Source organism: Mycobacterium sp. E735, from assembly GCF_001666955.1.
In the GTDB taxonomy this organism is placed as follows: domain Bacteria; phylum Actinomycetota; class Actinomycetes; order Mycobacteriales; family Mycobacteriaceae; genus Mycobacterium.
In genome coordinates, this window is record NZ_LZIX01000217.1 from 17,045 (window position 1) to 38,679 (window position 21,635).

General features: G+C 68.5%; 25 protein-coding genes. 22 read left to right on the top strand and 3 right to left on the bottom strand.

Annotation, left to right across the window (positions count from 1 at the left end):
* Positions 1 to 30: 30 nt before the first annotated feature.
* From mftE to mftG, 3 genes are read left to right on the top strand one after another with little or no spacing between them, the layout of a single operon-like run.
* Entirely contained in the window at positions 31 to 762 is a 732-nt protein-coding gene (gene mftE, locus A5704_RS17250) for a mycofactocin biosynthesis peptidyl-dipeptidase MftE (protein WP_067753483.1), read from the top strand.
* The gene (gene mftF / locus A5704_RS17255) at positions 759 to 2,171 is read left to right on the top strand and encodes a mycofactocin biosynthesis glycosyltransferase MftF (protein ID WP_067753486.1); all 1,413 of its coding nucleotides are present in this window, start codon (positions 759 to 761) and stop codon (positions 2,169 to 2,171) included. Before mftE ends, mftF begins: the two co-directional genes overlap by 4 nt.
* 18 nt (positions 2,172 to 2,189) lie before the next feature.
* Positions 2,190 to 3,629: a mycofactocin system GMC family oxidoreductase MftG gene (gene mftG / locus A5704_RS17260; protein WP_067783434.1), complete on the top strand. Its 1,440-nt coding sequence runs from the start codon at positions 2,190 to 2,192 to the stop codon at positions 3,627 to 3,629.
* A gap of 219 nt (positions 3,630 to 3,848) precedes the next feature.
* Here mftG and A5704_RS17265 read toward each other — a convergent pair whose 3' ends face one another.
* Together A5704_RS17265 and A5704_RS17270 are read right to left on the bottom strand one after the other, a co-directional pair.
* Positions 3,849 to 4,133 (bottom strand): hypothetical protein, encoded by a 285-nt coding sequence (locus A5704_RS17265; RefSeq protein ID WP_156670071.1) that lies wholly within the window; start codon positions 4,131 to 4,133, stop codon positions 3,849 to 3,851.
* 151 nt (positions 4,134 to 4,284) lie between these two features.
* A complete protein-coding gene (locus A5704_RS17270) occupies positions 4,285 to 5,877 on the bottom strand; it encodes an MFS transporter (RefSeq protein WP_067753495.1) in 1,593 nt (530 codons plus the stop codon).
* A 142-nt stretch (positions 5,878 to 6,019) separates the two neighbouring features.
* Here A5704_RS17270 and A5704_RS17275 point away from each other — a divergent pair, with 142 nt between their 5' ends.
* From A5704_RS17275 to A5704_RS17345, 15 genes are all read left to right on the top strand, one after another.
* Positions 6,020 to 6,625 (top strand): TetR/AcrR family transcriptional regulator, encoded by a 606-nt coding sequence (locus tag A5704_RS17275; protein WP_082950301.1) that lies wholly within the window; start codon positions 6,020 to 6,022, stop codon positions 6,623 to 6,625.
* Between the two features lie 337 nt (positions 6,626 to 6,962).
* Positions 6,963 to 7,268, top strand: a complete 306-nt coding sequence (gene rpsJ / locus A5704_RS17280) for a 30S ribosomal protein S10 (protein WP_003873519.1) — start codon at positions 6,963 to 6,965, stop codon at positions 7,266 to 7,268.
* Between the two features lie 14 nt (positions 7,269 to 7,282).
* Positions 7,283 to 7,936 carry a 50S ribosomal protein L3 gene (rplC, locus tag A5704_RS17285; RefSeq protein ID WP_067753501.1) on the top strand — a complete coding sequence of 218 codons (654 nt, stop codon included), beginning with the start codon at positions 7,283 to 7,285 and terminating at the stop codon, positions 7,934 to 7,936.
* Positions 7,936 to 8,592 (top strand): 50S ribosomal protein L4, encoded by a 657-nt coding sequence (gene rplD, locus A5704_RS17290; RefSeq protein WP_067753504.1) that lies wholly within the window; start codon positions 7,936 to 7,938, stop codon positions 8,590 to 8,592. The genes rplC and rplD overlap by 1 nt, the downstream gene beginning before the upstream one ends.
* Complete coding sequence (rplW, locus tag A5704_RS17295) at positions 8,593 to 8,895, top strand: 50S ribosomal protein L23 (protein ID WP_046183668.1); 303 nt, start codon at positions 8,593 to 8,595, stop codon at positions 8,893 to 8,895.
* 29 nt (positions 8,896 to 8,924) lie between these two features.
* Positions 8,925 to 9,767: a 50S ribosomal protein L2 gene (gene rplB / locus A5704_RS17300; protein WP_067274860.1), complete on the top strand. Its 843-nt coding sequence runs from the start codon at positions 8,925 to 8,927 to the stop codon at positions 9,765 to 9,767.
* 18 nt (positions 9,768 to 9,785) lie between these two features.
* Positions 9,786 to 10,067, top strand: coding sequence for a 30S ribosomal protein S19 (gene rpsS / locus A5704_RS17305; RefSeq protein WP_007167837.1), 282 nt, complete (start codon positions 9,786 to 9,788; stop codon positions 10,065 to 10,067).
* Positions 10,064 to 10,606 carry a 50S ribosomal protein L22 gene (gene rplV / locus A5704_RS17310; protein ID WP_067753507.1) on the top strand — a complete coding sequence of 181 codons (543 nt, stop codon included), beginning with the start codon at positions 10,064 to 10,066 and terminating at the stop codon, positions 10,604 to 10,606. Before rpsS ends, rplV begins: the two co-directional genes overlap by 4 nt.
* Positions 10,606 to 11,439 (top strand): 30S ribosomal protein S3, encoded by an 834-nt coding sequence (rpsC, locus tag A5704_RS17315; RefSeq protein ID WP_067753510.1) that lies wholly within the window; start codon positions 10,606 to 10,608, stop codon positions 11,437 to 11,439. Before rplV ends, rpsC begins: the two co-directional genes overlap by 1 nt.
* Positions 11,440 to 11,442: 3 nt before the next feature.
* On the top strand, positions 11,443 to 11,859 hold the full coding sequence (gene rplP, locus A5704_RS17320) for a 50S ribosomal protein L16 (protein WP_007167840.1): 417 nt from the start codon (positions 11,443 to 11,445) through the stop codon (positions 11,857 to 11,859).
* The gene (gene rpmC, locus A5704_RS17325) at positions 11,859 to 12,092 is read left to right on the top strand and encodes a 50S ribosomal protein L29 (RefSeq protein ID WP_067274850.1); all 234 of its coding nucleotides are present in this window, start codon (positions 11,859 to 11,861) and stop codon (positions 12,090 to 12,092) included. The genes rplP and rpmC overlap by 1 nt, the downstream gene beginning before the upstream one ends.
* On the top strand, positions 12,092 to 12,436 hold the full coding sequence (gene rpsQ / locus A5704_RS17330) for a 30S ribosomal protein S17 (protein ID WP_067753513.1): 345 nt from the start codon (positions 12,092 to 12,094) through the stop codon (positions 12,434 to 12,436). The genes rpmC and rpsQ overlap by 1 nt, the downstream gene beginning before the upstream one ends.
* A 115-nt stretch (positions 12,437 to 12,551) precedes the next feature.
* Complete coding sequence (locus A5704_RS17335) at positions 12,552 to 14,912, top strand: arylsulfatase (RefSeq protein ID WP_067753516.1); 2,361 nt, start codon at positions 12,552 to 12,554, stop codon at positions 14,910 to 14,912.
* Positions 14,893 to 15,570, top strand: coding sequence for a hypothetical protein (locus A5704_RS29285; protein WP_231969169.1), 678 nt, complete (start codon positions 14,893 to 14,895; stop codon positions 15,568 to 15,570). Before A5704_RS17335 ends, A5704_RS29285 begins: the two co-directional genes overlap by 20 nt.
* A 43-nt stretch (positions 15,571 to 15,613) precedes the next feature.
* Positions 15,614 to 16,549, top strand: a complete 936-nt coding sequence (locus tag A5704_RS17345) for a DUF4436 domain-containing protein (protein WP_067753520.1) — start codon at positions 15,614 to 15,616, stop codon at positions 16,547 to 16,549.
* A gap of 3 nt (positions 16,550 to 16,552) precedes the next feature.
* Here A5704_RS17345 and pstS read toward each other — a convergent pair whose 3' ends face one another.
* Positions 16,553 to 17,683: a phosphate ABC transporter substrate-binding protein PstS gene (pstS, locus tag A5704_RS17350; protein ID WP_067784043.1), complete on the bottom strand. Its 1,131-nt coding sequence runs from the start codon at positions 17,681 to 17,683 to the stop codon at positions 16,553 to 16,555.
* A gap of 375 nt (positions 17,684 to 18,058) precedes the next feature.
* Between pstS and A5704_RS17355 the strand changes: the two genes are divergently transcribed.
* From A5704_RS17355 to A5704_RS17370, 4 genes are all read left to right on the top strand, one after another.
* A complete protein-coding gene (locus A5704_RS17355) occupies positions 18,059 to 19,012 on the top strand; it encodes a DUF4436 domain-containing protein (protein WP_067784042.1) in 954 nt (317 codons plus the stop codon).
* A 20-nt stretch (positions 19,013 to 19,032) separates the two neighbouring features.
* Positions 19,033 to 19,947 carry a formylglycine-generating enzyme family protein gene (locus A5704_RS17360; protein WP_067784037.1) on the top strand — a complete coding sequence of 305 codons (915 nt, stop codon included), beginning with the start codon at positions 19,033 to 19,035 and terminating at the stop codon, positions 19,945 to 19,947.
* A 216-nt stretch (positions 19,948 to 20,163) separates the two neighbouring features.
* A complete protein-coding gene (locus tag A5704_RS17365; protein ID WP_068266636.1) occupies positions 20,164 to 21,042 on the top strand; it encodes a DUF4436 domain-containing protein in 879 nt (292 codons plus the stop codon).
* A gap of 101 nt (positions 21,043 to 21,143) precedes the next feature.
* The coding region (locus A5704_RS17370; protein WP_156737695.1) for a DUF222 domain-containing protein at positions 21,144 to 21,635 on the top strand (492 nt) is incomplete at its 3' end.

Here is a 21,635-nt window from a genome sequence, read left to right on the forward strand (position 1 = left end):
TTTCACCAGACAACAATTGGTGCACGCCAGGTGAATTCGTCCTACCATCACCGAGTGCCCGTACTCGGCGAATTGGCGATGGCCACATCAGGCCGGCTATCGGGCACCTCGCCGTCGATATTGATCCCGCTCGGGTCCACCGAACAGCACGGTCCGCACCTGCCGTTGGACACCGACACCCGCATCGCCACCGCGGTCGCGCGCGGCGCCCGGGCCGGTCTGGACGGCGACTGGTGGGTGGCGCCGGCCGTCGCCTACGGCGCCAGCGGCGAGCACCAGAGCTTCGCCGGAACGATCTCCATCGGTACCGAAGCCCTGACCGCGTTGCTGGTCGAGTACGGCCGGTCGGCCGCCGACTGGGCCCGGCGCCTGGTCTTCGTCAACGGCCACGGCGGGAACATCGCCGCCCTGACCGCCGCCGTGACCCGGCTGCGGGCCGAGGGCCGCGACGCCGGCTGGTGCCCATGCCTGGCCGGCGGCGGCGATGCCCACGCCGGGCACACCGAAACCTCGCTGGTGCTGCACATCTCGCCAGCCGACGTGCTGACCGACCGGTGGCTCGCGGGCAACAGGGCGCCGCTGCCGGAATTGCTGCCGTCGATGCGCCGCGGGGGAGTCGCCGCCGTCAGCCCCGTCGGCGTGCTGGGGGACCCGACCACCGCGACCGCCGCCGACGGCGAGCGCATCCTCGCCGAGATGGTGGACACCTGTGTCCGTCGAGTGGTCCGCTGGTCGCCCGGGCGCGACGGAATGCTGACATGAGCCAGCCCCGGCTGCCCGACGGCTTCGCCGTCCAGGTCGATCGCCGCGTCCGGGTGCTGGGCGACGGCTCGGCGCTGCTCGGTGGTTCGCCGACGCGGCTGCTGAAGCTGGCGCCGGCCGCCCAGGACTTGCTCTGCGACGGCCGGCTGAAGGTGCGCGACGACGTGAGCGCGCAGCTGGCCCGCACGCTGCTGGACGCCACGGTGGCGCATCCGCGGCCCGCGGGCGGACCGTCGCACCACGACGTGACCGTGGTAATCCCGGTGCGGGACAATCTTTCCGGCGTGCGCCGCCTGGTCAGCTCGCTGCGCGGCCTGCGCGTCATCGTGGTGGACGACGGTTCCTCGCCGCCGATCGAGCCGGCCGACTTCGTCGGCGCGCACTGCGACGTCGAGGTGTTGCGCCACTCGCGCAGCAAGGGCCCGGCGGCCGCGCGCAACACCGGGCTGGCGGCCTGCACCACCGACTTCGTCGCCTTCCTGGACTCCGACGTCGCGCCCCGGCGCGGATGGCTGGAGGCGCTGCTCGGGCATTTCTGCGACCCCACCGTCGCCCTGGTCGCCCCGCGCATCGTCGGTTTGTCGCACAGCGAGAACGTGGTGGCGCGGTACGAGGCGGTGCACTCGTCGCTCGACCTCGGCGAGCGCGAAGCGCCGGTGCTGCCCCACAGCACGGTGTCCTACGTGCCCAGCGCGGCGATCATCTGTCGCTGCGCCGCCCTGCGCGGGGTCGGCGGGTTCGACGAGACCCTGCAATCGGGCGAGGACGTCGACCTGTGCTGGCGGCTCATCGAAGCGGGCGCGCGGCTGCGCTACGAGCCCATCGCGCTGGTCGCCCACGACCATCGCACCGAGCTGCGGGATTGGATCGCGCGCAAGGCATTCTATGGGGGTTCGGCCGCGCCGCTGTCCGTCCGCCACCCGGACAAGACGGCGCCGGTGGTGATCTCCGGCTGGGCGTTGATGACCTGGATCCTGGTGGCGTTCGGGACCAGCCTGACCCAGCTGGCGTCTGTCCTCGTCGCCGTGATCACCGGTCGCCGGATCGCCAGGGCCATGCGGGGCGCCGAGACGTCGATCACCGACGTGGTGCTGATCGCCGGCCGCGGCCTGTGGTCGGCAGCGCTGCAGCTGGCGTCGGCCCTGTGCAGGCACTACTGGCCGCTGGCGTTGCTGGCCGCCACGCTGTCGCGGCATTTCCGACACGTCGTGCTGGTCGCGGCGATCATGGACGGCGTGGTGGACTGGCTGCGCCGCAGGGACGCCGTCGGCGACGACGCCGAACCGATCGGCCTGCTCACCTACCTGGTGCTCAAACGTGTCGACGACCTGGCGTACGGGCTCGGATTGTGGTGGGGTGTGCTGCGGGAGCGCAACCTGCGCGCGCTGAAACCGCAGATTCGGAGCTAGCCGCCACCTTGACCCCCCTTGAGTAAGGCCGCCCCGCACAGCGACGTGCTGATCGTCGGTGCCGGCAGCGCTGGATCGGTTGTTGCCGAACGTCTTTCCATCGATCCCCGCCGCACCGTGACCGTGCTGGAGGCGGGGCCGGCCCTCGATGACCCCGGATTGCTCGCTCAGACCGCCAACGGTCTGCAGCTGCCGATCGGGGCCGGCAGTCCACTGGTGCGGCGGTACCAGACCAGCCTCACCGATCGGCCCATGCGCCGGCATCCGATCGTGCGCGGGGCCACGGTCGGCGGCTCGGGCGCGGTGAACGGCGGCTACTTCTGCCGCGGGCTGCCCCGCGACTTCGATAGCCTGGCGCTGCCCGGGTGGGCCTGGTCCGATGTCCTGGGCAGCTTCCGGGCCATCGAGACCGACCTGGATTTCGCCGGCCCCGCCCACGGCGACAGCGGCCCCATCCGGGTGCGGCGCACCCACGAAATGACCGGAACCACCGAGCGTTTCATCACCGCCGTGCGCGGCGCCGGGTTCGACTGGATCGATGATCTCAACGACGTCGGGCCCGAACCGGTTTCGGGGGTGGGCGCCGTTCCGCTCAACATCGTCGACGGCGTGCGCACCGGATCCGGAGCCGGCTTTCTGCTCCCGGCTCTTGGCCGGCCGAACCTGACGTTGCACGCGCGGACACGCGCACTGCGTTTGCGATTTGCCGGGACCGCGGCGGTCGGTGTCGACGCCATCGGCCCGCACGGCGGCGTGACCGTCACCGCCGACCGGATCGTGTTGTGCACCGGCGCCATTCAAACGGCGCAGCTGCTCATGCTTTCCGGCGTCGGGACGGAGGAGGGTTTGCGGGCCGTTGGCGTGCCCGTGCTGGCCCCGCTGCCGGTGGGGGAGTCGTTCAGCGATCACCCCGAGTGGGTGCTGTCCACCGACTGGACGGTGGCGCCCGGCCGGCCGGTTCTCGAGGCCGTCCTCAGCACCGCCGATGACCTCGAGATCAGGCCCTACACGGGCGGATTCGTCGCGATGACCGGTGACGGCACCGCCGGGCACGCCGACTGGCCGCACATCGGCGTGGCGCTGATGCAGCCGCGGGCGCGCGGGCGCATCACGCTGGTGTCGGCGGACCCCGACGTGGCTCCCCGCATCGAGCATCGTTACGACAGCGAGCCGGACGACGTCGCGGCGCTGCGGCGCGGGGCCGAAATGGCTCGTGAATTGGCCGGTGCGGCAACGGATGTCGGCGCCCCGGTGTGGTCGACATCGCAACATCTGTGCGGCACGGCGCCGATGGGTCCCGATACCGACCCGCGGGCCGTCGTCGACCCGCGCTGCCGGGTGCACGGCGTCGACAACCTGTGGGTGATCGACGGCTCGATCCTGCCGGCCATCACCAGCCGCGGGCCGCACGCCACCATCGTGATGCTCGGGCACCGGGCCGCGGAATTCGTTGATTGAGGCGCCCGGGTATGGGGGCGGGCCCCACGGTGAGGCATGGGGCCCGCCCGCGAGCGGTTGATGTTCATGCGGTCCACGTAGATGGCCACGACAAGTGGCGGTGCGCGCGCAAGAGTGCGTCGCGCGAACGATGCGTCGCAATATTCGTGGACGGCACGACCGCTGTCTCGCTCGTTCGACCTCCCTTCGATCGTCTGAAAAGGGCTTAGCGGCTTGGTGTCACGCTTGCCGCGGAGGTGAACGCTCCCGCGCCCAGACCAGGGAGACCGGCCAGTCGGTTCGGCGTCCGCGGGCGTGCGTCGAGCACGCGGTGTCAGTCGGTTCGGTGGACACGATGGTGCCCGTGCGGCGGCGGCGCCGCCGCACCGAGGGCAATTCGCAGGTGGGGTGTCGAGCCGGGCCGCTCGGTCGCCGCAGGCGTATCCATTCGGCCTCCACGATCGCCGCCGCCTCGCACAGCGCCGGGCATCCCGGCTCGACCACGCTCGTATCACTTATCAACACCACATCCACCTCGCGCTTACTTCAGAGATGACCTGTATCTGTCGATGTACATCCGGTGATACCAGAACCGGCGGACGTTTTCAAGCACTCCCGGCGGGGTCAAGTCGGTTGAACCCGATGTCGGACAACGGTATTGGAACGGCGTGGTGGGTTAGCGGCGCCGGGAGAGCAGGCCCCGAACCGGTCGCAGCTGTCGGCCGTCGCGGCCGGGGGCCCAAACGCCGACCAGCATCGCGGCGACGGCGACGATCACGGCCATCGTGATGGTCGACGCGTGTAAGGCCGCCAGGAACGCGGTCTTGCTGGCCTCGGCGAGCTGGTGGCCCTGGGGCCCCAGCCGGCCGGCGACCTCGACGGCCTTGGCCAGCGAATCGGTGGCCGGGCCGCGGACCGGCTCGGGGAAGCCCGCCAACTTCGGCGCGAGCTCGTGCGAATACCGGCCGGCCAGAATGGAACCGGCCACCGCGATGCCCAGCGCGCCGCCCATCTCCCGGGAGGTGTCGTTCACCGCGGAGGCGACGCCCTGCTTCTCGTCGGGCACCGCCCCCATGATCGCCGACGTCGTCGGCGCCGTGCAGATTCCGATGCCGGTGGCCAATATCAATGTCGGCCAAGCGAATTCCAGATAAGAGGAGTGCAGGTTCAGCCGGTACATGCAGGCGAAGCCGACCGCCATCAGCAACGTCCCGACGAACAGCACAAGGCGCAGACCGAGTTTGGGCACGTACCAGAAGGACAGCGCCGAGAAGATGGCGAGCGGCACCATGAACGGCCCGAAGGAGATGGCCGTCGCTAGGGGCGAATAGCCCATGATCTGCTGCACGTACTGCATCCCGATGTAGAAGAACCCGAACGTCGCGCCGAACAGGATGACGATCGCTGCGACGCCGGTGGCGAAATTCGGGTCGGCGAACAGCCGGACGTCCAGCAGCGGTTGGCGGCCGCGCCCGGCGAGCCGCAACTGCACGGCAGCGAAGGCCGCGGCGAGCACCGCACCCGCGGCCAGGCCGCCCCAGACCAGCGAATCGCTCCACCCTCGGGTCGGCGCCTCCAGGATCGCGGCCACGGCGATGGCCACCGCGGCGCCGATCAGAACGGCGCCCAGCGAATCGATCCGCGGCGCGCCGCTGTCCCGCGACGAGGCGACGGTGCACGCCAGCGCGAAGATGACCAGCCCGGCGGCGCCCAGGGACCAGAAGATCGCGTGCCAGTCCCAGAACCGCAGCAGCAGGCCCGAACCGAGCATGCCCAGCACGCCGCCGGACCCGGCCGTTCCGGCCCAGATGCCGACCGCCTTGGTGCGGTCGTCTTTCGGATAGGCCACGGTCAGCAGCGACAGGGTCGCCGGCATCACGAAGGCGGCGCCGATGCCGGCCACCGCCCGCCCGGCGATGAGCTGCGCCGGGCTGTGCAGCATCGCCGGCGCCATCGAGCCGACCGAGAAGACGATCAGCCCGATCAACAGGGCGCCGCGCCTGCCGTAGCGGTCGCCGATCGCGCCCGCCGGCAACAGCAGGCACGCGAGCGCCACGGTGTAGCCGTCGACGACCCAGTTGAGCTGGGACTGCGTGGCCGAGGTGGCCACCGCCAGGTCCCCCAGCGCGGTGTTCAGCGCCGTCATCGACGCGACGACCAGCGCGACGCCCATGCAGGCGACGGCCAGCGTCCAGTTTCGCGCTCGGGGGCTACCGCCGATGCCGACTGCGTCAGTACGCTGGTCGGGCCGGGCCAGGGTTTCGACCATGCTGCGCCTCCTCACGGTGGCGTTGGGAGTTTCGAGACCAATGGTCTTGTAGGTAGACCGATAGTCTCGTTCTCAAACTCGGAGGTGGGTCACAATTACCGGCGGTACCACCGATCCCCGTCCAGCGCGTTCGCGGGCCCGTTTGCTCGAGGCCGCGGCCACGTTGCTGCGGTCAGGGGGGCCCAGCGCGGTGACCGTCGACGCGGTCACCCGTACCGCCAACGTGGCCAGGGCCACGCTGTATCGCCACTTCCCGAGCGGAAACGACCTGCTGGCAGCGGCTTTCAACAGCCTCATCCCGCCGTCTCCGACGCCGCCAGCCGAGGGATCGCTGCGTGATCGCCTGGTGGCGGTGGTGCTGGCCCAGGCGGAGTCGGTGGCGCAGGCGCCGGCGCTGATGACGGCCATGTCGTGGTTGTCCATGGGGCGGGACCTGGACGAGCTGCCGGAACCCCGCGACTGCGCCGTGAACAGCACGGCGATCACCACGCTGCGTGAGCGCATCGCCCAGCAGTACGCCGCGCCGTTCGACGCCATCTTCGACAGCCCCGAGGCCGCCGAGCTGGGCGAGGTGGACCGGTCGCGGGCCATCGCGCTGCTCATCGGGCCCCTCGTGCTGGGCCGCCTGTCCACGCTTCCCGACTTCGATTACCGCGAGTGCGCGCTCGCCGCGGTCGACGGTTTCCTCTATGTTCAGCGCGCACACAACCGGGCGGGCGCCGCGAGCGTCGAACCGGCGGGCGCCTGAGGGCCAAAAGGGCAGGTCGGCGGCCTTCGCCCGGGATTTGGCCAAACCCATGATCTAGGGCATACTGTTCAGGTTGCCTTGGGCCAGGTTCGCGCCTGGTCGGGCATACGACCAGCGCCCAAACGGGCGCGTCCGGTCCCATCCTTGGAGCGCGACAATTTCGCCGCGGTCCAGGCTGCGTGAGGGTGACACACCCGACCGCGGGGGCCGGTGGACCACGACAGGTAAACAGCGGCGCAGTATCCGGCGCGACGCTCGATCGGCCAGGCCGATCAGCGCGCTGGGAGCACCAGGTCCGGACACGGATTTTTGTAAGTGGAGTGAGGGTAGGAGAAGCGTGGCGGGACAAAAGATCCGCATCAGGCTCAAGGCCTACGACCATGAGGCCATCGACGCATCGGCGCGCAAAATCGTCGAGACCGTCGTCCGCACGGGTGCCAGTGTCGTAGGTCCGGTGCCGCTGCCGACCGAGAAGAACGTGTATTGCGTCATCCGCTCTCCGCATAAGTACAAGGACTCGCGGGAGCACTTCGAGATGCGTACTCACAAGCGGCTGATCGACATCCTCGACCCGACGCCGAAGACCGTCGACGCGCTGATGCGCATCGACCTTCCGGCCAGTGTCGACGTCAACATCCAGTAGGAGATCCAGAGCTCATGGCAAGAAAAGGCATTCTGGGTACCAAGCTGGGCATGACGCAGGTGTTCGACGAGAACAACCGGGTCGTCCCGGTGACGGTGGTCAAAGCAGGGCCCAATGTGGTCACCCGGATCCGCACACCCGAGCGCGACGGTTACAGCGCCGTTCAGCTGGCGTACGGCGAGATCAGCCCCCGCAAGGTGAACAAGCCGGTGACCGGGCAGTACAGCGCCGCGGGTGTCAACCCGCGCAGGCACCTCGCCGAGTTGCGGCTCGATGACGAGGCCGCGGCCAGCGAATACGAGGTCGGCCAGGAGCTGACCGCGGAGATCTTCGCCGACGGCAGCTACGTCGACGTGACCGGAACCTCCAAGGGGAAGGGCTTCGCCGGCACCATGAAGCGCCACGGTTTCCGCGGCCAGGGCGCCAGCCACGGTGCGCAGGCGGTCCACCGCCGGCCGGGTTCCATCGGTGGTTGTGCCACCCCCGCCCGGGTGTTCAAGGGCACCCGGATGGCGGGCCGGATGGGCAACGACCGGGTCACGGTGCAGAACCTGGTGGTGCACAAGGTCGATGCCGAGAACGGCGTGCTGTTGATCAAGGGCGCGGTCCCCGGCCGCACCGGTGGGCTCGTGGTGGTCCGCAGCGCGATCAAACGAGGTGAGAAGTAATGGCAGCACTCAAGATCGACGTCAAGACGCCCGACGGCAAGGTCGAGGGCTCTGTCGAGTTGCCGGCCGAATTGTTCGACGCCCCGGCCAATATCGCGCTGATGCACCAGGTGGTCACCGCGCAGCGGGCGGCGGCGCGTCAGGGCACGCACTCGACGAAGACCCGCGGTGAGGTCAGCGGCGGTGGGCGGAAGCCGTACCGGCAGAAGGGAACCGGCCGCGCCCGTCAGGGTTCGACGCGGGCCCCGCAGTTCACCGGCGGTGGCGTGGTGCACGGTCCCAAGCCGCGCGACTACTCCCAGCGCACCCCGAAGAAGATGATCGTCGCGGCGTTGCGCGGCGCGTTGTCCGACCGGGCCCGCAACGGCCGCATCCACGCGGTCACCGAGCTGGTGTCGGGTCAGACGCCGTCGACCAAGAACGCCAAGGCGTTCCTGGGCACGCTGACCGATCGCAAGAAGGTGCTGATCGTGATCGGCCGCAGCGACGAGGCCGGCGCCAAGAGCGTGCGCAACCTGCCCGGCGTTCACATCCTGACGCCCGATCAGCTCAACACCTATGACGTGCTGCGCTCCGACGACGTGGTTTTCAGCGTCGAGGCCCTCAACGCCTACATCGGTGGCAACACGGCTAGCACCGAGGAGGTTTCGGCGTAGATGGCGACCATCACCGACCCCCGCGACATCATCCTGGCCCCGGTCATCTCGGAGAAGTCCTATGGGCTGCTGGATGAGAACGTGTACACCTTTGTGGTGCACCCCGATTCGAACAAGACGCAGATCAAGATCGCCATCGAGAAGATCTTCTCCGTCAAGGTCGCGTCGGTGAACACCGCGAACCGGCAGGGCAAGCGCAAGCGCACCAGGACCGGGTACGGCAAGCGCAAGGGCACCAAGCGGGCCATCGTCACGCTGGCGCCAGGTAGCAAGCCGATCGACCTGTTCGGGGCCCCGGCCTAGCCGCGCGCGAGAGAAAGACCTGATGAGACATGGCAATTCGTAAGTACAAGCCGACGAGCCCGGGCCGCCGCGGCTCCAGCGTGTCCGACTTCGCCGAGGTCACCCGGGCGGAGCCGGAGAAGTCGTTGGTGCGTCCGCTGCACGGCCACGGTGGCCGTAACGCGCACGGCCGCATCACCACCCGCCACAAGGGCGGTGGCCACAAGCGCGCCTACCGGGTGATCGACTTCCGTCGCAACGACAAGGACGGGGTCAACGCCAAGGTGGCGCACATCGAGTACGACCCCAACCGCACCGCCAACATCGCGCTGCTGCACTACCTGGACGGCGAGAAGCGTTACATCATCGCGCCGCAGGGCCTTTCGCAGGGCGACGTGGTGGAGTCGGGCGCCAACGCCGACATCAAGCCGGGCAACAACTTGCCGCTGCGTAACATCCCGGCCGGTACCGTGATCCACGCCGTTGAGCTGCGGCCGGGCGGTGGCGCCAAGCTGGCGCGGTCCGCCGGCTCGAGCATCCAGTTGCTCGGCAAGGAGGGCACCTACGCGTCGCTGCGGATGCCCAGCGGTGAGATCCGCCGCGTCGACGTGCGCTGCCGCGCCACGGTCGGCGAGGTGGGCAACGCCGAGCAGGCGAACATCAACTGGGGCAAGGCCGGCCGCATGCGGTGGAAGGGCAAGCGCCCCTCGGTCCGCGGTGTGGTCATGAACCCGGTGGACCACCCGCACGGTGGTGGTGAGGGTAAGACCTCCGGTGGCCGGCACCCGGTGAGCCCGTGGGGCAAGCCGGAGGGCCGCACCCGCCACCCGAATAAGGCCAGCAACAAACTCATCGTCCGGCGCCGGCGCACCGGCAAGAAGCACGGTCGCTAGGAAGTCGAGGAGTAACACATGCCACGCAGCCTGAAGAAGGGCCCGTTCGTCGACGACCACCTGCTGAAGAAGGTGGACGCGCAGAACGAGAAGAACACCAAGCAGGTCATCAAGACCTGGTCGCGGCGTTCGACGATCATCCCGGACTTCATCGGCCACACCTTCGCCGTCCACGACGGGCGCAAGCACGTCCCGGTGTTCGTCACCGAGGCGATGGTCGGCCACAAGCTTGGTGAATTCGCGCCGACGCGCACCTTCAAGGGACACATCAAGGACGACCGGAAGGCCAAACGGCGATGACCACAACCGAATTCCCGTCCGCGGTCGCCAAGGCGCGGTTCGTGCGGGTGTCGCCGACCAAGGCACGCCGGGTGATCGACCTGGTGCGCGGCAAGTCGGTGAACGACGCGCTCGACATCCTGCGCTGGGCGCCGCAGGCGGCCAGTGAGCCGGTGGCCAAGGTGATCGCCAGCGCCGCGGCGAACGCGCAGAACAACAACGGGCTGGACCCGGCCACCCTGGTGGTCGCCACGGTCTATGCCGACGAGGGCCCGACCGCCAAGCGCATCCGCCCGCGCGCCCAGGGGCGCGCGTTCCGGATCCGCAAGCGCACCAGCCACATCACGGTCGTGGTGGAGAGCCGGCCGGCCAAGGACCAGCGTTCGGCGAAGTCGACGAGGGCCCGCCGGGCCGAGGCCAGCAAGGCGGCCGCGAAGGCGCCCGCGAAGAAGGCGGCCACCAAGGCCCCGGCCAAGAAAGCGGCCGCCAAGAAGGCGCCGGCCAAGAAGGCACCTGCCAAAACGTCTGAGACTTCTGAGGCGAAGGGAGGCTCAGACTAGTGGGCCAGAAGATCAATCCGCACGGCTTCCGGCTGGGCATCACCACGGACTGGAAGTCGCGCTGGTACGCCGACAAGCAGTACGCGGACTACGTCAAGGAAGACGTCGCGATCCGGCGGCTGCTGTCCACCGGTCTGGAGCGCGCCGGCATCGCCGACGTGGAGATCGAGCGCACCCGTGACCGGGTGCGCGTCGACATCCACACCGCACGCCCCGGCATCGTGATCGGGCGTCGCGGCACCGAGGCCGACCGCATCCGCGCGGACCTGGAGAAGCTGACCGGCAAGCAGGTTCAGCTCAACATCCTCGAGGTCAGAAACCCCGAGTCGCAGGCCCAGCTGGTGGCGCAGGGCGTCGCCGAGCAGCTGAGCAACCGGGTGGCGTTCCGCCGCGCCATGCGTAAGGCCATCCAGTCGGCGATGCGCCAGCCCAACGTCAAGGGCATCCGGGTGCAATGCTCGGGTCGTCTCGGCGGTGCGGAGATGAGCCGTTCGGAGTTCTACCGCGAGGGCCGGGTGCCGCTGCACACGCTGCGCGCCGACATCGACTACGGCCTGTATGAGGCCAAGACCACCTTCGGCCGGATCGGTGTGAAGGTGTGGATCTACAAGGGCGACATCGTCGGTGGCAAGCGCGAATTGGCCGCGGCCGCGCCGGCGGGCGCCGACCGTCCGCGCCGCGAGCGTCCGTCGGGCACCCGCCCCCGCCGCAGCGGTGCGTCGGGCACCACGGCGACCAGCACCGAGGCCGGCCGCGCCGCCGCGGGCGCCGAGGAGCAGGCCGCCGCGGCCGAGGCCCCGCCCGCTCCAGAACCGCAGAGCACGGAGAGCTGAACCATGTTGATTCCCCGCAGGGTTAAACACCGTAAGCAACACCACCCCCGCCAGCGCGGCATCGCCAGCGGTGGCACCGCGGTGAACTTCGGCGACTACGGCATTCAGGCGCTCGAGCACGCCTACGTGACCAACCGGCAGATCGAGTCCGCCCGTATCGCGATCAACCGCCACATCAAGCGTGGGGGCAAGGTGTGGATCAACGTCTTCCCGGACCGCCCGCTGACCAAGAAGCCCGCCGAGACCCGGATGGGTTCGGGTAAGGGCTCCCCCGAATGGTGGGTGGTCAACGTCAAGCCGGGCCGCGTGCTGTTCGAGCTGAGCTACCCCAACGAGCAGGTGGCCCGGGCGGCACTCACCCGTGCAATCCACAAGTTGCCGATCAAGGCACGCATCGTGACTCGAGAGGATCAGTTCTGATGGCAGTGGGAATTTCGCCTGGTGAACTGCGTGAGCTCACCGACGAGGAGCTGACCGAGCGTCTGCGCGAATCCAAGGAGGAGCTGTTCAACCTCCGCTTCCAGATGGCGACCGGGCAGCTGTCGAACAACCGCCGGCTGCGCACGGTGCGTCAGGAGATCGCGCGCGTCTACACGGTGCTGCGCGAACGAGAACTGGGCCTGGCTTCCGGGCCCGATGGTAAGGAATCGTGATGGCAGAAGCGAAGAAGGCGCCGGCAAAGGCGGCCGCGAAGGACACCGGGTCGAAAGAGAAGGGCCCCAAGCACACTCCGGCCAACCCCAAGGTGCGTGGCCGGCGCAAGGTGCGCATCGGTTACGTGGTGAGTGACAAGATGCAGAAGACCATCGTCGTCGAGCTCGAAGACCGCGTCCGTCACCCGCTGTACGGCAAGATCATCCGTACCACCAAGAAGGTGAAGGCGCACGACGAGAACAGCACCGCGGGCATCGGCGACCGCGTCTCGCTGATGGAGACGCGCCCGACGTCGGCCACCAAACGGTGGCGGCTCGTCGAAATCCTGGAGAAGGCCAAGTAGCTCCGAAGCGACATCGAAACGCCCGGGTCCCGATGGTCCCGGGCGTTTTGCTTTGGCAGGGTTGACGGTCCGCGAAAAGCGATCGGAATTTTCGCGGCCGCGTTACTCTCGGCGCATGTCGCCTGACTCCCGCGCCTTCGAGGGCAAGATCGAGCTGGACATCCGGGACTCCGAACCGGACTGGGGCCCGTACGCCGCGCCGACCGCCCCCGAGAACTCGCCCAACATCCTCTATCTGGTGTGGGACGACACCGGGATAGCGACGTGGGACTGCTTCGGCGGCCTGGTCGAGATGCCGGCGATGACCCGCATCGCCGAGCGGGGTGTCCGGCTGTCGCAGTTCCACACCACCGCGCTGTGCTCGCCGACCCGCGCGTCGCTGCTCACCGGCCGCAACGCCACCACGGTCGGCATGGCCACCATCGAGGAGTTCACCGACGCGTTCCCCAACGCCAACGGCCGCATCCCGTTCGACACCGCGCTGCTCTCCGAGGTGCTCGCCGAGCGCGGCTACAACACGTACTGCGTCGGCAAGTGGCACCTGACGCCGCTCGAGGAGTCCAATCTGGCGTCGACGAAACGACATTGGCCGACCTCGCGCGGCTTCGAGCGGTTCTACGGTTTCCTGGGCGGCGAGACCGACCAGTGGTATCCCGACCTGGTGTACGACAACCATCCGGTCAACCCGCCGGGTACACCGGAGGACGGTTACCACCTCTCGAAGGACCTCGCCGACAAGACCATCGAGTTCATCCGCGATGCCAAGGTGATCGCGCCGGACAAGCCGTGGTTCAGCTACGTGTGCCCGGGCGCCGGGCATGCGCCGCACCACGTGTTCTCCGAGTGGGCGGACCGCTACGCCGGCCGGTTCGACATGGGCTACGAGCGGTACCGCGAGATCGTGCTGGAGAACCAGAAGTCGTTGGGGATCGTGCCGCCCGACACCGAGCTCTCGCCGGTCAACCCGTACGCGGACGTTACGGGGCCGAAGGGCGAGCCCTGGCCGCTGCAGGACACGGTGCGACCGTGGGACTCGCTGAACCCCGACGAGCAGAGGCTCTTCGCCCGCATGGCCGAGGTGTTCGCAGGCTTCCTCAGCTACACCGACGCCCAGATCGGCCGGATCCTGGACTATCTGGAGGAATCCGGGCAGCTGGACAACACCATCATCGTGGTGATCTCCGACAACGGCGCCAGCGGGGAGGGCGGCCCCAACGGATCGGTGAACGAGGGCAAGTTCTTCAACGGCTACATCGACACGGTCGAAGAGAGCATGAAGCTGTTCGACCACCTAGGCGGCCCGGAGACCTACAACCATTACCCAATCGGCTGGGCGATGGCGTTCAACACCCCGTACAAGCTGTACAAGCGGTACGCCTCGCACGAAGGCGGCATTGCCGACACGGCCATCATCTCCTGGCCCAATGGCGTTGCCGCACACGGAGAGATCCGCGACAACTACGTCAACGTCTGCGACGTCACGCCCACCGTCTACGACCTGCTCGGCATGACACCGCCCGAGACCGTCAGGGGCATTGCTCAGAAGCCTCTGGACGGAGTGAGTTTCAAAGCGGCCCTTACCGATCCGGCCGCCGACACCGGGAAGCGGACCCAGTTCTACTCCATGCTGGGCACCCGCGGCATCTGGCATCAGGGCTGGTTCGCCAACACCATCCACGCGGCGACCCCGGCCGGCTGGTCGCATTTCGACACCGACCGCTGGGAGCTGTTCCACATCGAGGCCGACCGCAGCCAGTGCCACGACCTGGCTGCCGAGCACCCGGACAAACTGGAAGAACTCAAGGCGCTGTGGTTCTCCGAGGCCGCCAAGTACAACGGGCTGCCGCTCTCGGACCTGAACATCATCGAGACGATGACGCGGCCCCGCCCATACCTCGGCGGTAATCGGACCAGCTACGTCTACTATCCCGACTGCGCGGACGTCAGCATCGGCGCCGCCGCCGAAATCCAGGGCAGGTCGTTCTCGCTGCTGGCCGAGGTGACCATAGATACCACCGGCGCGGAAGGGGTGCTGTTCAAGCAGGGTGGCGCGCACGGCGGGCACGTGCTGTTCATCCAGGACGGGCGGCTGCATTACGTCTACAACTTCCTGGGCGAGCGCCAGCAGGTGGTCTCCTCATCGGGCGCGGTGCCGCTGGGCAAACACCTGCTGGGGGCGAGCTATTCGCGGACCGGCACCGTGGCCAACAGCCACACGCCACTCGGCGATGTCACGTTGTTCATCGACGACGAAGTGGTCGGAACGCTCGCGGACGTGCAAACCCATCCCGGCACGTTCGGGCTTGCGGGCGCCGGGATCACCGTCGGGCGCAACGGCGGCTCGGGGGTTTGCAGCCGCTACAAGGCCCCGTTCTCCTTTACGGGGGGCACCATCGCGCAGGTCACCGTCGACCTGTCCGGTCGGCCCTACGTTGACGTGGAAGCCGAAGTTGCGCTTGCCTTTTCGCGCGACTGAAGCCGCGGCGCTGTGCCTGCTGGCCGTCGCCGCTGTCGGTTGCGAGAAGACCACCGCCGGCACGGCGACCAGCGGGCCGGCGTCGTCGACGACCTCGGCGACCTCGACGACACGAGTGCCCGACCCGGCCGAGCCGGTGCCCGGCGTCGAAACCACGCTGCCCGACCACATTCCACCCAATGCGCTGGTGTGCTTCCCGCCGCCGCCGGCGAGCGGATCCATGACCAAGGCCTCGGTCGCGGACCCGGCGGCGCCGGTGCTCACGGTGCCGCTGCCGGACGGCTGGCCGTCGACCCCGGGTACCGGCGACGTCGCGCTGACGGCGACGGGCCCCGACGGCATGGCGGTGCGGGTCAGCATCACCCGGACCGATCTCGAACCGGGCGGGGCGTTCCTGCGCTACGCCACCGATCTGCGAACGGCGAATCCGGGAGTCAAAGTCACCGTCACCGCCGCCCAGTTCTGCGGTTACAGCAGCCAGCTACTGAGCGGCACCGGCGGCACGGCCGCAAACGACTTCGCCGACCGCGTCACCCACGTCTGGACGAACACCCAGAAATATCTGGTCGTCGTCCATCTCGAGGGCCCCGGCAAAGCCCAGGGGTTCGAAGCGGCCAAATCCACGCTGATGCAGCAATTCGCGGTCATTATCCCCTGAAACTTGTCGTTTCCCTTGCTAGCATCTGGCCCGTGATGCCTCAATGACCGCCGGGACTCCGGCGCCGCCCGTACCGCCAGCGCCGACCGGTTCCCGCGGCCGGCAAATCGCGATCGCCTTCGGGATCGTCGTCGCCGTCATCGTCATCTACGTCCTTTCCCTGATCGCCGTGCACCTGCTGGCCAAATCGGCGCCCCCTCTGCCCCCGGTCGATTTCAGCAAGCTCGAGGCCGAGGACAGCGTCGTGCAGGTCCATATCGAGAAGCTGGATACCGTCGCGAACCGGCTGACGGTGAACGTGCTTGTCTACCCGAAGGATTCGCTCTACGACAAGAACTTCGGCGTGCTGACCACCGACGCCGCGGTGCGGCTCTATCCGGAGAACGATCTGGGCGATTTGCAGTATCCGGTAGGTAAGGCGCCCGCGCAGGTCAGCACCGCGCTGGTGGCCCACGGCGATCCCGGTAACTGGCCGTTCGACTCGTACAAGACCGAAGTCATCGCGGCCGACGTGTTCACCGGCACCGGCCAGAACCGCGAAAAGGCGGCCGCCCGTGTGGAAGTCACCGGGAAGCTGGACGGCTGGGACGCCACGGTGACCCGAGTGCATGATCCCGAGGACGCCAACCCGGACGTCCAGGACAATGTGATCATCACGTTGCACAGGGCCAAGGGCCCGCTGATCTTCGACCTGGGCATCTGTCTGGTGCTCATCGCTTTGCCCGTGCTGGCGTTGTGGGTGGCCATCCCGGTGGCGCTGGGCAGGACGTCGTTCCTGCCGCCGATGACGACGTGGTACGGCGCGATGCTGTTCGCCATTGTTCCGCTGCGCAACATCTTGCCGGGGAGCCCACCGTACGGGTCGTGGATCGACCAGGCCGTCGTGCTCTGGGTCCTGATCGGTCTGGTCACCGCGATGGCGCTCTTCCTGTTCGGCTGGTGGCGGCAACGCGACCGCAGGCGCGGGCACAAGGCTTAGCCGCTACTCCGAATTCGTCACTCCCGCAGCGCTGATCGAGTCGACGGCGCTCGAGACCCGCGACTGGAAGTCCGGCGAGAGCGGGATGTACCCGTTGCGGGCGAGGTCGACCTGGCCGGGACCAATCGCGGCCTGCAGGAAGGCCTTGACCGCCTTGGCCGTTTCGGGGTCCGCATATTTGGAGCAGACGATCTCGTAGGTGGCCAGCACGATCGGGTAGACGTCGGGCTGGGCCGGGTTGTAGAACGACGAGATGTCGAGCACCAGGTCGTTGCCGCTGCCGATGATCTTGGCGCCGGTGATGGTCTTGCCGACGGTGTCGGTGCCGATGCGCACCGGCCGCAAGGACCTGCGGCTCGCCGGGGTCTTGATCTCGGCGGCGTAAAGCCCTTGCTGCAGCGCGAAAGACAGCTCGTTGTAACTGATCGCGCCCTCGGTGGACTTCACCAGCGCCGCGGTGCCGTTGTTGCCCTGCGCGCCGGTGCCGACGCCCCCGTTGAATGCCTTGCCTGTGCCCTTGTTCCAGGCCCCGCCGGCCGCCGCCTGCAAATAGGACTGGAAGTTATCGGTGGTTCCGGACGCGTCGCTGCGATAGATGACGCGGATGTCTTCGGCCGGCATGGACGCGTTCAATGCGGTGAGGGCCGGGTCATCCCAGCGTGTGATGGTGCCGTCGAAGATCTTGGCGATCGTCGACGCGTCGAGCACCAACGAGTCAACCGAGCCCAGGTTGTAGGTGATCGCCAGCGGGCCGAACACGACGGGCAGGTTCCAGGCGTCGGCGCCACCGCAGCGCTGTTTGGCTGCGGCGTACTGGTTTCCGGCCAGTGGCGTGTCCGATCCACCGAAATCCGTTTTGCCGGCCAGGAAGTCGCTGATTCCCGCGCCGGACCCGTTGGCCGTGTAGTTGAGGGTCTGCCCGGCGCACACCTTGCCGTAGGCCGCGACGAACTTCGTCATCGCGTTGGCCTGCGCGGTCGAACCGCTGGCCGTCAGGGTCTGCTTGCCGCCGCAGTCCACCTTGGCGCCGGCGGCGTAGGCCAGCGTCGGGTGGGGGTCGGTGCTGCAAGCTGACACCGCCACTGCCGCCGCGGCGAGCAGGCTGATGGCGGTCGCCGGTGGGTTGCGCTTCACGGTGGTTGGCTCCTGGTGGCTGCGGTCTCGGCCCGAGCGGGCGACGATGCGTCTGACGCCCGGCGGCTGCGGCGAGCACTGGGGCGACCTGCCCCGATTCGACACACGTCGAGACTTACCGCCATCGCGCCCGCCAAGCAAACAAACATCAGGTGAACGGGCTACCTGCTCCGATGAATGCCCGCTGCGGCTGCCGGCGGAGCCGAGCTGCGCCGTCGACGATTCGCTGCCGAGGCGATCCGCGGCCGCCGGAACGGCTAAAAAGCCTGACTCGGGATATGAATGCGATTCACCGCCGGGGAGATCGAAGTTCGCTACGATCTCTCTGGTGTCGCCTCAGGGTGGCGCATCGATCAATCTCTACCAAGGAGAATGATGGCCAGTCACGCGTCTCCCCCGCAGCAGCAGCCCGCAACTCCAGCAACGCCGCCGCCCGCCGCCACGGCGTCGGCGCCGCCCGAGCCGCCGCGCAAGCCCAGGCGGCGCCTGATCGTCGGTCTCGTCACCCTGCTCGGCTTCGTCGTGGTCTATTCGCTGACGCTGTTCGGCTTCCACCTGCTGGCCAGGTCGGGGGAGCCGCTCAAGCCGCCGGATTTGAACGCGACGAGCGACACCATCGTGCTGGTCCGGCTCGAGAAGCTGGACACCGTCGCCAATCGCCTGACGGTGAAAGTGCTTGTGATTCCCGAAGACTCGATGTTCGACAAACGCCTTGACGTGTTGAAGACCGACACCGCGGTCCGCATGGACCCCCCCAACGACCTCGGTGATCTGCAATACCCGGCGGGGAAGTCGCCGGCGCAGGTCGCCACCACGATCGAGGCGCACGGCGACCCCAACAACTGGCCCTTCGACTCCTATCGGACCGACACCCTCTCGGCCGACGTCCTCGTCGGCCAGGGCGACGCCCGCCAATACATCCCCGCCCGGGTCGAGGTCGCGGGCGCGTTGGACGGCTGGGACGTGAGCGTCCAGCGCGTCGGCGAAGCCAGCCAGGAATCGGACCGGCCGGACAACGTGGTCATCACGCTGCACCGGGCCAAGGGTCCGCTGATCTTCGACCTCGGCATCTGCCTGGTCCTCTTCGCCCTGCCGGCCCTGGCGTTCGCGGTTGCCATCCAGATCGCCTTGGGCAAGCGCAAATTCGTGCCGCCGTTCGTGACATGGTTCGCCGCGATGCTGTTCGCCGTCATACCGATCCGCAACTTCCTTCCCGGTTCGCCGCCGCCCGGTGCGTGGATCGACCAGGCGCTAGTGATCTGGGTGCTGCTCGCGCTGGTCGGTGCGATGGGCCTGTACATGCTCACGTGGTACCGCCAGTCCGACTGAGGTGCTCGTACCCTGAACGGGTGCTCAGCGAGTTGGTCGACCTACCCGGCGGATCGTTCCGCATGGGCTCGACCAGCTTCTACCCCGAAGAGGCCCCGATCCACACGGTGACCGTTGCCGCCTTCGCGGTGGAACGGCACCCGGTGACCAACGCGCAGTTCGCCGAATTCGTCTCGGCCACAGGGTATGTGACCGTGGCCGAGCAACCGATCGACCCGGCGCTGTATCCGGGCGCCAACCCGGCGGACCTGTGTCCCGGCGCCATGGTTTTCCGGCCCACCTCCGGCCCCGTCGACCTGCGGGACTGGCGGCAATGGTGGGAATGGGTGCCGGGTGCCAGTTGGCGGCATCCGTTCGGCCCGGACAGCGACATCACCGACCGGCCCGATCACCCGGTGGTGCAAGTGGCCTACCCCGACGCCGCCGCATACGCGCGCTGGGCCGGCCGGCGGCTGCCGACCGAGGCCGAGTGGGAGTACGCCGCCCGCGGCGGGTGCGCCGGCACGTACGCGTGGGGGGAGGAGCCCACACCAGCCGGCCGACTGATGGCCAACACCTGGCAGGGCCGGTTCCCCTACCGCAACGACGGCGCACTCGGCTGGGTGGGCACGTCGCCCGTGGGAACGTTTCCACCCAACGGATTCGGCCTGCTCGACATGATCGGCAACGTCTGGGAATGGACCGCCACGGAGTTCTCCGCGCACCACCGGATCGGCGGGCCGCCCAAGGCCTGTTGCGCCCCGACGGGACCCGCGGATCCGACCGTCAGCCAGACGCTGAAGGGTGGTTCGCACCTGTGCGCGCCGGAGTACTGCCACCGGTACCGTCCGGCCGCCCGATCGCCACAGTCACAGGACACCGCGACAACCCACATCGGGTTCCGCTGCGTCGCGCAGCAAACGGACCCCGCTGGCGGAGACGCCCCCCGACACTGAGGCGACGAGCGGGTTACCGCCGCATGGACGGCGAGTGACGGGGCGTTCGTAGGCGCGCACGGTCTGCACGAGTTCGCTAGCATCTGACCACGTGTGGCCCTCGACGCGCCCCGGAACACCGGTGGGTTGCCCGTGACCGCCGAGGCCCCCGCGGCACCGGCCCCGCCGCCCCCGTCGGACGCACCGACGCCGTCCTCGCCGCCCAGTGGCAAACACATGGCGAAACGCCCCCGCATCGTCATCGGCGTGGCCATCCTGGCCGTTGTCGTCACCGCCTACATGTTGTCCCTGTTCGGGGTGCACTGGCTCGAACGGTCGGAGGGGCCACTCCCTCCGCTTGACCTGAGCCAGGGCGGCGGCGATGCGACCATCGTGCAGCTGCAGGTGGAGGAGCTGAAACCGGTCGCCAAACGCCTCGGGGTGAATGTGCTTGTCTACCCGGGCATTTCGGCATACGACAACCGCTTCGACGTGCTGGGGACCGACGTCGCCGTGCGGCTTTATCCGACGAGCGACCTCGGCGACCTGCATTACCCCAAGGGCAAGGCGCCAGCGCAACTCAACACCACCGTCGTGGCGCACGGCGATCCGGGCAACTGGCCGTTCGACTCCTATCGGACCGAGCCGATCTCGGCGGACGCGTTCGTCGGGTCGGGCGACAACCTGAAGAAGGTGCCCGCGCGGGTCGAGGTGACCGGGGAGTTGGACGGCTGGGACATCAGCGTCAACCGCGTCCACGATCCCGGCGCGCTCCCGACGCAGCGCGGCACCGACAACGGGAACGTGGTCATCACCTTGAAGCGGGCGAAGGGCCCGCTGATCTTCGACTTGGGCATCTGTCTGGTCCTGATCAGCCTGCCCACCCTGGCGCTGCTGGTCGCCATTCCGATGGCGCTGGGCAGAAGGAAGTTCCTGCCGCCATTCGCAACCTGGTACGCCGCGAATCTGTTCGCCATCGTGCCGCTGCGCAACATCCTTCCCGGCGCGCCGCCGCCCGGCTCGTGGATCGACCAAGCCATCGTGCAGTGGGTGTTGATCGCGCTCGTGACGGCGATGAGCCTGTACATCTTCGCCTGGGTCCGGCAGGGGGACTAGCGGGTCGCGGATTTGGCGTGGCGCGCCGGGCCGCGGCGAGTTATCCACAGCCCGAGAAAGTTGGGCTGGACCTGTCGTAGCCGGGTGGCATAATCGAATGTATGTTCGATTCGAGGGTGCCGTCGGCGGAGTCGATCGCGGCGATGGATGAGCACTTCGAGCGGCGCTATCCGTCGGTGACGCCGGAGTCGTCGGCGTTGCTGGAGCAGGTTTCGGGCTGGTCGCGGGCGGAGAATCGGGCGGCGGCGGCGCAGTTGGCGGCGATCGGGGAGTTGTTCGCCTACCGGCTCTCCCGGTGCGCCGAATGTGAGGAGTGGGCGGTGGATACCGAGGCGGCGGTGGCCGCGGAGGTGGCCGCGGAGTTGCGGATCAGTCAGGGGTTGGCGGCCAGCCGGGTGCGGTATGCCCGGGCGCTGCGCGAGCGGCTGCCGAAGGTGGGTGAGGTTTTCACGGCCGGCGATATCGACTTCGGAATCTTCCGGACGCTGGTGTATCGCACCGATCTGCTCACCGACGCTGACGTGTTGGCGGCCGTGGACGCGCAGCTGGCGGCGAACGTGGCGCGCTGGCCCTCGATGAGCCAGGGCCGGTTG